Annotated in this window: 12 protein-coding genes; 11 read left to right on the forward strand and 1 reads right to left on the reverse strand. The window is 36.2% G+C overall.

The window, feature by feature from the left end:
* Positions 1-41 precede the first annotated feature (41 nt).
* Positions 42-1,004: an MBL fold metallo-hydrolase gene (locus HMPREF0013_RS16225; RefSeq protein ID WP_002118551.1), complete on the reverse strand. Its 963-nt coding sequence runs from the start codon at positions 1,002-1,004 to the stop codon at positions 42-44.
* Positions 1,005-1,110: 106 nt separating this feature from the next.
* On the opposite strand from HMPREF0013_RS16225, the gene HMPREF0013_RS16230 reads away from it, so the two are divergent.
* The 11 genes from HMPREF0013_RS16230 to HMPREF0013_RS24985 all read left to right on the forward strand — a co-directional run bounded on the left by HMPREF0013_RS16230 (position 1,111) and on the right by HMPREF0013_RS24985 (position 14,124).
* Positions 1,111-1,485 carry a diacylglycerol kinase gene (locus HMPREF0013_RS16230; protein ID WP_002118962.1) on the forward strand — a complete coding sequence of 125 codons (375 nt, stop codon included), beginning with the start codon at positions 1,111-1,113 and terminating at the stop codon, positions 1,483-1,485.
* A 351-nt stretch (positions 1,486-1,836) separates the two neighbouring features.
* A complete protein-coding gene (locus tag HMPREF0013_RS16235; protein ID WP_025464131.1) occupies positions 1,837-3,054 on the forward strand; it encodes a tyrosine-type recombinase/integrase in 1,218 nt (405 codons plus the stop codon).
* Between the two features lie 77 nt (positions 3,055-3,131).
* Positions 3,132-4,022, forward strand: a complete 891-nt coding sequence (locus HMPREF0013_RS16240; RefSeq protein WP_005803889.1) for a hypothetical protein — start codon at positions 3,132-3,134, stop codon at positions 4,020-4,022.
* A 115-nt stretch (positions 4,023-4,137) separates the two neighbouring features.
* Positions 4,138-5,619, forward strand: coding sequence for a type I restriction-modification system subunit M (locus HMPREF0013_RS16245; RefSeq protein WP_023271156.1), 1,482 nt, complete (start codon positions 4,138-4,140; stop codon positions 5,617-5,619).
* The gene (locus HMPREF0013_RS0105515; protein WP_005803893.1) at positions 5,616-6,728 is read left to right on the forward strand and encodes a restriction endonuclease subunit S; all 1,113 of its coding nucleotides are present in this window, start codon (positions 5,616-5,618) and stop codon (positions 6,726-6,728) included. The genes HMPREF0013_RS16245 and HMPREF0013_RS0105515 overlap by 4 nt, the downstream gene beginning before the upstream one ends.
* Before the next feature lie 84 nt (positions 6,729-6,812).
* Positions 6,813-7,958 carry an ImmA/IrrE family metallo-endopeptidase gene (locus HMPREF0013_RS16250; protein WP_023271157.1) on the forward strand — a complete coding sequence of 382 codons (1,146 nt, stop codon included), beginning with the start codon at positions 6,813-6,815 and terminating at the stop codon, positions 7,956-7,958.
* A complete protein-coding gene (locus HMPREF0013_RS16255; RefSeq protein WP_005803896.1) occupies positions 7,959-8,504 on the forward strand; it encodes a DUF4411 family protein in 546 nt (181 codons plus the stop codon).
* Positions 8,505-8,604: 100 nt separating this feature from the next.
* A complete protein-coding gene (locus tag HMPREF0013_RS16260) occupies positions 8,605-12,048 on the forward strand; it encodes a DEAD/DEAH box helicase family protein (protein WP_005803898.1) in 3,444 nt (1,147 codons plus the stop codon).
* A gap of 24 nt (positions 12,049-12,072) precedes the next feature.
* Entirely contained in the window at positions 12,073-12,765 is a 693-nt protein-coding gene (locus tag HMPREF0013_RS16265; protein ID WP_005803900.1) for a GTPase domain-containing protein, read from the forward strand.
* Between the two features lie 11 nt (positions 12,766-12,776).
* A complete protein-coding gene (locus tag HMPREF0013_RS16270; RefSeq protein ID WP_005803901.1) occupies positions 12,777-13,292 on the forward strand; it encodes a hypothetical protein in 516 nt (171 codons plus the stop codon).
* Positions 13,282-14,124 (forward strand): hypothetical protein, encoded by an 843-nt coding sequence (locus HMPREF0013_RS24985; RefSeq protein ID WP_023271159.1) that lies wholly within the window; start codon positions 13,282-13,284, stop codon positions 14,122-14,124. Before HMPREF0013_RS16270 ends, HMPREF0013_RS24985 begins: the two co-directional genes overlap by 11 nt.
* Positions 14,125-14,247: the final 123 nt, after the last annotated feature.

A 14,247-nucleotide genomic window follows, 5' to 3' on the forward strand; every position in this document is an offset into this window, starting at 1 on the left:
GTTTTTAATAAAAAAAACAGGGCAATAAATGCCCTGTTTTTTTATTTCTCTACAACATTATCAAAATAAAGTGGGATCCACTGATATTGCTCAGCATTTACTTTATAAACATGGCCAATGCCCGGGAATGGTAAATGTGGTGCGGCAACCCATTGTTGCTTATTTGAAATTTCAGCAAACATTTTTAGACGAGTATTAATCGCCTGTTCAGAATTCACATCAAAATCTACCCCAGTTTTTGGAGCATCAAATTGCAATGAATGTGAGTGGACAATGTCTCCAACAAAAATAATTTGCTGATCATTACTTTTTAAGCGGAAGCTATGATGGCCTGGTGTATGACCGCGCGTATCGATTACTTCAAAACCGTGAATGACATCACCGTCTTTAAATGTCTTGAATGCTTTTTTCGCTTGATATGGAGCAAGAGCAGTTTTTACGTTTTTAACAGTACCCAAATAACTTTCTTTTTTGTCTGCTGGCACTGTTTTTTCAGACGCTGGATTTAACCAGTAATTAGCTTCACGCTCATGTGCATATACAGTTGCATTTGGAAATACGGCTTTTCCATTTTGAGCAATACCACACACATGGTCTGGGTGTAGATGAGTAAGTAAGACAGTTTTTACATCAGTAAGCTTATAACCTGCCAATTCAATATTTTTTGCAATCGAGCCAAGTTGTGGGCCAAAACAACTTGCTGCTCCACTGTCTACAAGCGTTAAACTTTTTCCATCATCCACTAAAAATGCATTTACCGAGGTTTGAATCCCTTTCTCATTAACAGCAGCATATTTTGTTAAGATTTTAGTTTTCTGGGCCTGATTTAAATTTTTGAATAAATCAGGATTTAAATAAATCGTACCATCAAGCAAAGAGGTTACGCGGTAGTTTCCAAATTGATGGTGATAATATCCTGGTACTTGCGAGGTTGCTGTTGGCTCAGCATAACTTGCATGGATGCTTCCAATTGCAATGCCCAACGCTACATATAATTTTTTCATCTTTTCTTCTCTATTGAGTTATAAAGTCGAAATCTTTAAAAAAGATTTAATAATTTTTTAAGACCCAAATTATATAATGCATGAAAAGTGTCAGAAATATAAGTATATGAATAGCTATTCTCCCTATAAGGGTAAAAGTGGTCTTAAGCGCATATTAAATGCAACGGGCTACTCTATTTCAGGATTTAAAGCAGCTTATAAAAATGAGGCAGCTTTTCGCCAAATTGTTTTGATTAATATTATTTTGATTCCGGTTAGTTTTTTTCTTGATGTGAGCCGTAGTGAGCATGTATTACTGATTATTGTATGTCTTTTTGCAATGATCGTTGAGCTATTCAACTCGGCTATTGAGGCAGTGGTTGATCGAGTCTCTCTTGAAAAACATCAGCTTTCTAAAAATGCAAAAGATATGGGAAGTGCTGCCCAATTTGTTGCACTCTCTATCATTGCTATTACTTGGTTAATTATTTTATTAGGCTAAAAAAAACCATGCCTACAAGTAAATAAGCATGGTTGTAACAAAAGAGGAACTTCTAGCTGCTGTTCCTGTTTTTAATATAAAGAATGGAACTTAATTATTTCTTAAAATTACGTGAAAAATAAAAAATCCCTGCATAAGCAGGGATTTTTTTGGTTAAAGCGTTGATGCGTTATTACATCATGCCGGTTAACGATGTAACCTTCACTAAATACAAATTACATTACAACCTATCCAATTGATTTAAAAATATTTTTATTCTAACTTTACATAACAATGTGATACATGCAATTACCAATTTTTGTGAGTAAGATTGTGAGTAAGCACTTTCAAAAATACCGTTACTCACAACACATGCTAAACGATCTTAAAATCAAAAGCTTAAAACCACGTGAAGAATTATACCGCGTGGCTGATCATTCAGGACTCTGTATAGAAATCCGCCCATCTGGTAGCAAATTTTGGCGTTTTCGCTACCGATTTCTTACAAAAGCAAAAATGCTCACAATCGGTCAATATCCCGAAATTACTTTAGCATACGCTCGCTTGAAAACAATGGAATATCGAGAACAACTCGCTAAAGGAGTTGACCCAATAAGCCACCAGAAAAAAGAACGCCTTGAAGCAATCAAAGCAAATAATGGTACATTCCGTTTAGTCGCCAACGAATTTATGAATTCTCGAAAAACTCAACAATCAAAGGAATGGGAACAACGCCGAACTAGTTATTTTGAGAGAGATGTTTATCCTCTAATTGGTAACAAACCTATCCATGAGATTGACTCGATTGATATTAAAAATGTTCTTGATAGTACTATGGCAAGAATCAAAAAATCAGGAAGAGGTACAGGGGAAGTTAAGGGAATTTTTGTCAGGCAAATAATAGGTGAAGTCATGGAATATGCAATTATCACAAAACGTATTTCTATTGACCCTACCTACGTCCTTAGAGGTTACATTAAGCAGCCAGAAGTAACACATGCCAGACCATTGACTGATTCTGAAAAAAGAGAACTTATGTCTAAGCTCAATACATACGGTGGCTCTACTAGTACAAGAAATGCTATCAAAGTGGCAACATATACATGGCTTAGAAGCATTGAAATACGTCGAGGCAAAAAGGAATATATTAATTTTGAAGATAGGACGTGGACTATTCCAGCAGTATCACAGGCTGATATTTTGGCTGGAAAGCGTAATATGAAAAAGAACAGAATGCATGTTGTTCCTTTATCAAATCAAGCCATACAAATCATTAAAGAGCAATTTGCTCTTTACCCCAATAGCGAATATATTTTTGCAGGTGAAGATGGAGAAATGATGGGCAAAACTACATTAAATACTGCCCTTCATAATATGAAATTAGAATTCACCATGCATGCCCTAAGGGCAACAGCATCGACAATTGCAAATGAGAATGGTTTTAACAAGGATTGGGTTGAAATACAGCTTGCCCACGTTTCGGATAATAAAACACGGGCGACATACAATCATGCTCAATGGTTAAATGATCGTAAAACTATGATGCAATGGTGGGCTGATCATGTAGATAGTTGGGGCTTTGTTTCATAAACAACTGACGCACCTACATGTATCACTTACAGCTATATTTATAGTTTTGAAACACAAATCTAACGAGATTTAAAAACATGAATAATAAATTTAAGGGCGATCTTGATTTTTATGAATTAGAAGATATAAGTCATCGCCTTGAAGTAATTGAGCTCATACTTAGAGAGGATGAAATCCCCTTCTCAATGAAATCGACTTATGGGGCTGGAAATTCTGAAATGTGGTTATTTGAAGGCACAGCTAAAAGGAATGGTGATAATTATATCGCTGAAAATATTATCGGTAAAAAATTTAAAGGCTCAACTGGTGATGATGATGGAAATGACATCATTTTTACTAAAGTGATATATAATCATGAGTTTTTCGAGCTAGAAATTGAAGGCTCGATTCTTTGTAAAGCACAAAAGTTTAACTTTGAAGGCATCTTAGAAAGCGTTGAAAATCGTATAGAAAATAAGCATACACCTGATACACTACTTCAAGATACAAAAAAATTTCAAAATCCCAAAAAACGCAGCCAGAATAATCGTAGGAAAGGATTATTTTTTATTAAATCTGAAATTGAAGATTTGCCGATTAATTTTAAATCTTATATTCAAGCTAATAGAACTTTTATCTCAGAAATAGAGGAATATGAAAAAATTTTAAAAGGTTTAGATTTTTCTAAAAATCTTTTTGAATGGGCAAATGAGTGTAGATCTCACATTAGTCAATTTGAATGCGATATTCAGCGAGTTATTGATAATGATTATCATATAGAAACATTCTATGATGAAAAAAATTTTATGGCTCAATGCCTAGAAGAAATTTTAGATCGTGCTCCTAATGATATTTCTTTCAGAATAGATAATTTGACTGAAGAGCAACAAAATCAAATAGCAGCAGTAGATGCTTATTTTTATAGCGTATATGAAAAGCTTAAAAAGAAAGGATACTCAGTTTATGAGACTTGGATTGATGCAGTGTAAATTTATTGGTTAATCTCTTAAATACGACAACCACTGACGTACTTTTCTGTGGTTTTGTGGATTTTATTCTTGTTTTCAAACACAATAAGCACAAAGAAATTTGAGAGTCTTATACGTGATTACAGGCGAAATTAAAAGCAAAATTGACCAGATTTGGAATGCATTTTGGAGTGGTGGTATTTCCAATCCACTCGAAGTTATGGAACAAATGACGTATTTGCTGTTTATTCGCCGACTAGATGAAATTCAGATTACAAAAGAGAAGAAAGCTAATCGTTTAAAGAAGCCTGTAGAACATCCAATTTTCACACCTGAGCAAGATCATTTACGTTGGTCGAAATTCATCACTTTGGGCGATGCTGCAACGCTATATAGCACCGTTGCGAATGAAGTCTTTCCGTTCATTAAGAATTTGGGTGCTGAAGACGAAACGACATATAGCCATCACATGAAGGATGCTCGTTTTACCATTCCTACACCTGCTCTTTTAACCAAAGTGGTGGATTTGGTTGCTGATGTGCCAATGGATGACAAAGATACAAAGGGTGATATTTACGAGTATATGCTCGGTAAGATTGCCTCAGCAGGTCAAAATGGTCAGTTCCGTACACCTCGCCATATCATCAAAATGATTGTAGAGCTGATGCAGCCGAAGCCAACTGATACCATTTGTGACCCTGCATGTGGTACAGCAGGCTTCCTTGTTGCTGCAAGTGAATACCTAAACGATCATTACTCTACTGAAATTTTTGCCAACCCTGAAGCAGCTAAACGCTTTAGTGAAGAAACTTTTTTTGGCTATGATTTTGACAGCACCATGCTTCGCATTGGTTCCATGAACATGATGCTGCACGGTGTAGAAAACCCACGTATTGAAAACCGTGATTCTTTGAGTGAAACGCATTCACATATTGAAAGTAAATACAGCCTGATTCTCGCCAATCCACCATTTGCAGGTAGTTTGGACAATGAAAGCTGTGCCAAGAATATTCAAGCTGTCGTAAAAACTAAAAAAACCGAATTACTCTTTTTGGCGTTGTTCTTACGTTTGCTGAAAACGGGCGGTCGTGCTGCGGTGATTGTGCCTGATGGTGTGTTATTTGGTTCATCTACGGCACATAAGGCATTGCGTCAGAAGATTGTGGAAGAGCAAAAACTTGAAGCGATCATTTCCATGCCTTCTGGTGTGTTTAAGCCGTATGCAGGGGTTTCGACTGCCATCATGATTTTCACTAAAACCATGTCAGGCGGTACGGACAAGGTTTGGTTTTATGATATGCAGGCGGATGGTTATTCGCTTGATGATAAGCGCAATGAGCTAGATGCGTCTAAGCACGAAAATAACAACATTCCTGACATTATTGCTCGTTTTAAAAACTTGGATGGTGAAAAAGACCGTAAAGCCACTGAGCAAAGCTTTATGGTGGATAAAGCCGATATTGCTGCCAATGGTTATGACCTATCGATTAACCGTTATAAAGAAGTGGTGTATGAGCAAGTGGAATATGAAGCCCCAAGTAAAATTTTAGCGGATTTAGAAGTGCTTGAGCAGGATATTTTAAAAGGTATGGCTACGCTTAAGGAGATGCTTAAGTGAGTTTTCCTAAAATGAGATTGGATCAAGTTTGCCTAATACGCAGAGGTTCAACAATCACTAAGAATCAAGTTAAAGCTGGAAATATACCTGTAGTTGCGGGCGGTAAGACTTCAACAATTTCACATAATGAAGCCAATCGTGATGCATATACAATTACAGTCAGTGCATCAGGGGCAAGTGCAGGATTTGTTAATTTTTGGCAAGTTCCTATTTTTGCTTCAGATTGCTCAACCGTTGAAGTAATTAATGAATTGGCTGATATCAATTACGTGTATTATTTTTTGAAATTTAAACAGGATTATTTATATTCTTTGCAAGCTGGGGCAGCCCAACCACATGTTTATGCTAAAGATATTGCAAAAATTGAAATCCCACTCCCACCACTTCCCGAACAACGCCGTATCGCTGCGATTTTAGATCAAGCGGATGTGTTACGCCAAAAACGTCAGCAAGCGATTGAAAAGTTAGATCAGCTTTTACAAGCCACGTTTATCGATATGTTTGGTGATCCTGTCAGTAATCCTAAAGGGTGGGATTTTGGCTGCATTGGCGATATGTTAGAGTCAGTGAAATATGGTTCATCTGACAAAGCAACTTTAGATGGTGAAATTCCAATTCTTCGTATGAATAATTTGACCTATTCAGGTGAAATGGATTTAAGAGATTTAAAATATATAACTAAAGCCCAAGCTGACGAAAAATACCTTGTAAAAGAAGGTGATATTTTATTTAATCGAACAAACAGCAAAGAGTTAGTTGGTAAAACGGCTGTATATGTTGGCCCTGAACCAATGGCTTATGCTGGCTACCTAGTAAGAGGCAGAACGAAAGAAAGTTTTGCACCTGAATACATTTCTGCTTTTTTAAACTCTCCTTGGGGTAAAGAGAAATTGCAAAGTATGTGTAAAAGCATTGTTGGAATGGCAAATATTAATGCCAAAGAGTTTCAATCAATCGTTTTACCAATTCCTCCTGAAAATGAACAAATGTATTTCAAAACTAGAGTATTAGCTATCCGAGAAAAGAAGCAATTACTTGTTAATCAATTAAATGTATTTGAAACTTTATTCAAATCGTTACAAAACCAAGCCTTTAGCGGAACTTTATAAATGGAGCTATTGCTGATACAACAAAGCAAATGCATCGGTCATCTTTTTTGATTACAATGACTCTATGTGAACATGAGTAAAAAGATGACTGATTTTGTCCAACATTCGCCCATAGCGATTCAACGCTATATGCAACAGATAGGAAACCTATCTGCGAATGAACTCGCAAAAAAATCAGGGTTGACAACAGAAAAAGTTTACACCTTACTCAAGGATGCCACTCCTATTCTCAAGCTAAGTGAGTTGGAACAGATCGCTAAAGTGCTTTTTGTTCCAAGCGTATATCTGACCAATAGTGAATTGGAATACATCCCTGAGATTCCAACGATTGTTGATCATCGTAATATGGAAGATGTATTTAACAGTTCTTATGCTTATCAAGCCGTTCTTCGAGAAGCTATTAAAGCAAGAAATGACTATCTCTATGTTTTAGAAACAATGGGTGAAGAGCCTCTCGATTTTAATTTAATGCTTTCAGGTGATGATGCCGTTGAAGATGCAAAAATTATTTCTGATTATTTTAATCTGAACCACCAAAAACGAGCAGTAAAACATAATGACTATTACTCTGCTTGGCGCAGTATTTTTGAAACTAAAGATATTTTAGTCATTGAAAAATCAAGCAAAGAACCTTTTGGTTCAGATGGTTTTTGTTTGTGGTTTGATGTTGTTCCTGTGATAGTTGTTTTGAGTACAGGACAAGCCGCTGAAAGACGTTTGTTCACCATCATGCATGAATTAGTTCATTTGGGACTACGCCAAAGTGTATTTGATGGAAAAATAAATGCAATCAATACTAATAATCAAACGGAACGCTATTGTGACACTGTTGCAGGTCATGTTATTGCACCGTTTGAATTATTGGAAAGTTGTTATCAGGCTGATATGACTGTAGACGAATTGGTGTTAAAAGTTCGCTCTAAAGCCAAAGCGAGCCGACCAGCGATTGCAATTCAATTAAAACTCGCAGGATATATTTCTGATCAACAACTTAGAGATTATCTAAAACAACTTGAACAAATTAGAATTGCTAAAAATCAATCTGGTGAAGCAAAAATCCCTGCTTCAACTCGAATTATTAGCCATTTTGGTCGATATTTTGTACAAACTGTGATTGCAGCTATGTCGCACAATACAATTTCAGCAAGTACAGCAAAAGATATTTTAGGAATTAAGCCAACATATAAACCAACGACATTACAAGATGTGCAGAGACAGGTGTATATGTAGATGATTTATTTAAGCTTAGACACAAACGCTCTGCTAGACATTTGCTTTCGAGTATATCCAGAACAAACCTTCCCAAAACTTTGGGAAATGTTAGATGGTCTTATATTAACAACAACAATTAAGTTTTGTGCTTGTTCTTCAATATTAGAAGAAACTCGGTCAAAATGTGCTTTCTTTGCATTTGATGAAAGTATCTTAGATAATTTTCTCACTCGTTTTAGAGTGATCATTATTGATCGAGATGAAGTGGGAAGTCGTATCCTCAATATTCGAACAAAATTGTTGGCTTATCCATTTGCCGCAGGATCAGCTCACGCAACTAAAGATGAACCTGATGTTGATTTGATTGCAACAGCTCAAAAATATAATACCAGTGGTTTTGTTATTACTGGCGAGATTGGATTTATTGGGGCTGATTGGGATGCTTTTAATGTTAGGGCAAGAAGAAAGGAACAAATCAAAATTCCAGATATTTGCTCACTAATTGGTGTTCAGTCCAGTTCATGGTTACAGCTATTTCAAAGATATAATTTTACCTTGGATTAAATTTTTGCGATTAAAATCTTATTGAAATTATTTGAATTTTTAAGATATATTGAAAAAATAGAAATAAAATATTGAAATTAGAAAGTACTGTGGGGTTAAGATGAGCAACTTTCAGTTTTTAGAACCTGAATTTAAAAGCTTGGCAGCGACTGCTAAAGAAGCTGAAAAACTCGTATATATTTCCCCTCAATTTGCACTTGCTGCGGCTCGTACATCGCTCGAAAACCTTGTGCTATGGCTCTATCAATATGATAAAAAACTCACCCAGCCCTATGATGCGTCACTACATAACTTACTCAACGATTTAAAATTTAAAGACCTCATTCCACCCTATATTTGGGACAAAATGGACAACATCCGCATGGTCGGCAACAGTGCTGTACATGGGAAAAAGTTCAAACAACTCACCACTGAAGAAACTGTAAAGCACATCAGCCATTTATTCCTGATGTATGTCTGGTTTGAGCGCAACTATGGTTCACCATCAAAAGACCGTTCTCAGTCGATTTTATTTAACCCCAAATTGATTCCAAATACGGAAAATACTCAGCAAATCACCGCTAATAAAGAACAACTGCAAAAAGAAACCGAAGCCAAAGAAAAAGAGTTTGCAGAACAACACAAAGCATTACGAGAATTAGAACAACGACTGTTTGAACAATCTGCAAACTTAGAAGAACGTGAAAAACTACTCGCTCAAGCAGATGCGGAAAGAGCGCAGATCCGTCAGAAAGTCGAACAAGCTAAAATTGCCAACAGCAAAATCGAAGATCATACCGACTATAAAGAAGACGAAACCCGTCAACTTAAAATTGACCTCTTGCTTGAAGAGGCAGGTTGGGAAATTGGCGCATCGGCACGAGTAGAAGTGCCTGTTACTGGGATGCCAAGCCCTTCAGGTAAAGGCGCAGTGGATTATGTGCTATACGATACCAATGGCTTACCATTGGCTGTGGTTGAAGCAAAACGCACATCGACCGATCCTGATATTGGTCAGCAGCAAGCCAAACTCTATGCAGACTGCCTAGAAAAACAGACTGGACAACGACCTGTCATTTTCTATACCAACGGCTACAAAACTCGAATCTGGAATGATGTCCAAGGTGGTCCACCACGTTTGGTACATGGCTTCTATACGCAAGCAGAACTCAAACGCCTGATCGAACGACGTAAAAACAATCCTGATTTGAGTAGCTTCCCGATCAATGCCGAAATTGTCGAGCGTTATTACCAAACTCGTGCCATCAAAGCCATGCTTGCAGCTTATCAACGTAAAGAACGTGCTGGCTTACTGATCATGGCAACAGGTACAGGTAAAACCCGTACCGCTATTGCATTGGTTGATGTGCTGATGAAAGCCAATGTAGTGCAAAAGGCGTTATTTCTTGCAGATCGCACATCATTGGTCAATCAGGCGCACAATGCTTTCAAAGCCAATTTAAAAGATGCTTCATTCGTCAACTTGCTTGAAGATAAAAATCAGGTTGGTCGTGTGTATTTCTCTACCTATCAAACTATGATGGGGTTAATAGATGAAATGAATGCCGATGGCACACGCAAATTTGGCACAGGCATGTTTGACTTGATTATTATTGATGAAGCGCACCGCAGCGTATACCAAAAATTTGGTGAGATTTTTAAATATTTTGATAGCCTACTGGTGGGGTTAACGGCTACACCACGTGATGAAGTCGACCGTGACACTTATGCACTGTTTGGTTTGGAAAGTGGTGTACCCACCGATTACTATGATCTTGATCAAGCCATTGTTGATGGTTATCTTGTACCACCTAAAGCCTATTCCGTTCCGCTCAAATTCATGCGTGAAGGTGTGAAATATGACGAACTTTCCGAAGAAGAAAAACAACATTGGGATAGCCTAAATTGGGGCGATGAAGAAGCACCTGAAGAAGTATCAGCCTCTAAAATTAATAAAGAGCTGTTTAATACAGACACCATTGATTTGATGCTAAAACATTTGATGGAAAATGGGATAAAAACCGAAGGCGGTGATCGTCTAGGTAAAACCATTATCTTTGCAGTCAATCAAAAGCATGCACAGTTCATTGCAGATCGCTTCAATGAAAACTATCCGCAATATGATGGTAAGTTTGCCCGTGTCATTACCCACGCGACAAAATATCCGCAAAGCCTAATTGATGACTTTAGCAAAAAGGACTTGCCTGAGCCACAAATCGCTATTTCTGTCGATATGCTCGATACAGGCATTGATGTACCTGAAGTAGTGAATCTGGTGTTCTTTAAAGCGGTTCGCTCTAAAGTCAAATTCATGCAAATGATCGGGCGTGGTACTCGACTATGCAAAGAACTGTTTAGCCCTGAAGATGACAAAAAAGAATTCTTTATCTTCGATTATTGTTCTAACTTTGAATATTTCAATGAAAATCCTGATGGTGCGCCTGTATCAACCACAGAGCCACTTGGCCAGCGATTATTTAAGGCTCGTTTAAACATCTTGAGTCTGCTCAATGCTAAGGACTATGACACTGACGATTTAAAAGCAGTACAGCAAGATATACGTCAAAGCCTACAGACTGAAGTGAAGTCAATGAATAACGACAATTTCATCGTAAAGTCTGAGCTTGAGTATGTTGAACACTTCAAGAATGATGAAGCATGGGACAACTTGGACGACCTCGCCATCGGCACATTACGAGAACACATCTCTAAATTACCAAACCAGCTTGAGCCTGAAACTTTAGAAGCCAAACTGTTTGATATGTTGTGTTATAACCTTGAACTGGCAGTATTAGAAAAGAACAATACCGCTATTGAAAGCTATGCCAATAAAGTGATTGAAATCGCTTCTAAATTGGAAACTAAAGAAAACATTCCTATTGTTGCAGAACAGATTGTACTAATCCAAGACATCCAAACCGTAGAGTATTGGAAAAGTATTACCTTACCAATGCTTGAGTCAATGCGTAAACGTATCCACAACTTGGTCAAATTGATTGAGAAATCGACCTCGACGATTGTTTATTCAATGCTTGATGATGAAATTGGAGAGATGCAAGCGGTCGATATTCCAGTCGTTTCAAGCGGTGTCAATCTTGCCCAATACCGTAAGCGTGTTGAGAGCTTTATTAAAGCCAATGAAAACCACATTACCATCGCTAAGTTAAAGCGTGGTTTGGCACTCACGCCAACTGACTTGAGTGAACTTGAACGCTTTGTTTTTGAAGCGCAAGAAGTAGAAAGCCGAGATAAGTTTGAAGAGTGTTTTGGGACAGAAAAGTCGTTACCACTGTTCATTCGATCTTTGGTGGGCTTAGATCGTCAAGCAGTACAAGAAGCCTTTTCAAAGTATTTACAAGGTTCAAGCTATAATGAAAAACAAATCCGCTTTGTTGAAATGATGATTGAACATCTCACACAAAATGGTGTACTTGAAGCAGCACAGTTATATGAACCACCTTTCAATCAAATCCACTATGAAGGTATTGATGGTATTTTTACTGACGGTGATGCGGACAAGATCATTGGGGTTGTTGAAGCATTTAATGAAAGTGCGGTAGCGTAAGCTTTATTTTAGACGGGGGAAGATATGGTTGCACCTTTAGTTTTAGCAGTATGGTTAGGCGGTGCTGCATTAACTGGTATTGCTGGTTATTTAGCATATGAAAACTGGGAAACAATAAAAAAGAAGGTTTCTGGAAAATCTATTGTAATTTTAGGACAACGAGCAACTGGTAAAACAACGTTACTAAATTATTTACTTAAAGGTGAAATCACATTAAAACATGAAGCTACTATTGGTGTTAAAAAAGTTAAAATTAGCAAAAAAAAACTAGCAGATCTTGGCTGGGATGTTCGTTTGAATAGTATTCAAAATGATTATAGTGGGGTTACTTCTAATTATGAGCAATGGATAAAAGCACTTAAAAATGCTGATATTTTTGTTTACCTATTTAAAATTGATGAATGGATTTTAGATGAGGGATCTGTAGAAAACCAAATTGAAAAAGACATAAAAAAAATTCAAAAAGAGTTAAATGGTAAGAAAATACCGATGTTTATCATTGGTACTCATTTAGATCTACTTGAAGGTATTGAATTTAATAACAAAAAAGAAAAAATTAAATTGATCGATGATCTTCAAGATGAAGTATTTTTTAAAAATATTAAATCTAGATTAAATGTGGATAATTCAAAATCCTATTTACATTTTGGGAGTATGAAAGATGAAATGGGGTTAAATGAAATTATTCATTTTATAATCGGTCATATGGGAGAATAGATGTGGAAGACATGGAAATTTATCTTTTTGCACAAGCATTAGATAATAATAGCTCTGATGATTGGTATAAATACACCCCAAATTCCATTGAAAAAATAACCAAAGAAAATGATCAGTCGTGGGTTAATAATTTAATATTTGAACTGACTGATGAGGGGGAAAGAGAAATTTTTCATAATGTGGAGTGTTATTATAAACTAAATCCTAATGAAATTTTTGATTTTATATTGCTGATTGAAAATCAGCAGGAAGATAATATTGGAAGAAAATCGAAAACAGCCTTAATAGTGAAAGGCTATAAAAATACTCCGTTAGAATTTGGAAAAGTATTAACTTTATTTTGGACAAGGACTAATAGAAATTCATCTAATTCAGACTTGTTAGCTAAGCAATGCGACCACATTTTTGGAATAATCAAAAAAAAAGAACAAGCGAAGGTGGCTCCTTTCACTAGCATTGATAAGTTTAGGCATAATATTAGTATTTTTATTTCAAAATTTAAGCAAAGGATAGAAGATGAGTCTTAAAAGTTTTCCTAATAATATTGATGATCGTCGAGTTGTATGGTGTTTGTCTCAGGATACAATTGATACGGCTTTAACTGATAAGTCTACCTCTGAATTATTACTCGTGCCCAATGTTACCGTTATTCAGCTCCCTTTAAGTCGAATTGCAAAAAGGAAGTCGGATAAACTCTGTGAATTAGACAAACTAAATTTATTGAAAGTAGATCAAGTTCTAGTATGTTCAGATGAAGGTGTTAATACCAAAGAAAAGTATCTAAACGTGGAAGAAATTATAGATGATTTCTTAACTTACAATTTAAAAAAGGCAAATGCCTATGCCAGATTTTTTGCGGCATTAGGTGCAACCTCATTTGAGTTTGAACATAAAAATTTTGATTTTTCTAATTCCAAAGTTGATTTTTCAGCATCACTTGATGGAGCTGCATCTAAGGTTGCTAAAGCTAATACAGATTTGACAGCTAAAGCTGAAAAAACGCTAAATCAAATTGCTTCAATTATGAAGTGTTATTCTCAGAATGAATATCCAACTGAACAAAGAATATTGTTAGCAGAAAAAATACTGGAAGAATATGGTTTAGAAAATGACGAAATTTGTCGTCACGAATTAGCTACACTTAAAGATGGCGCTGCGCATTTAAGTGATCTTAATATATCTATGTCATCTGCAAGCGATAGTAATAGAAGTATGAATATTCTTATTGATGTTGGACTTAATTTTCCAAAAGCGGAAACAGAAAGTAAAAACAGTTCACTTATATCCTTTAAGTCGAAACTTGAATTAGCATCAATTGTGAAGAACAGTTTTGATTTTAACTTAAAGGTCAAATTTTAGTAAATATTTAATGAAACACTGCTATTAAAATGAATTATAAATACTTATAGGATGCAACATAGTTGCATGAACCACGATTTAATCAAATACATTTTGAAGGGATTGATGGAGTGTTTGGTGAAG

Origin of the sequence: Acinetobacter sp. SH024, assembly GCF_000163635.1 — a bacterium.
Classification (GTDB): domain Bacteria; phylum Pseudomonadota; class Gammaproteobacteria; order Pseudomonadales; family Moraxellaceae; genus Acinetobacter; species Acinetobacter pittii.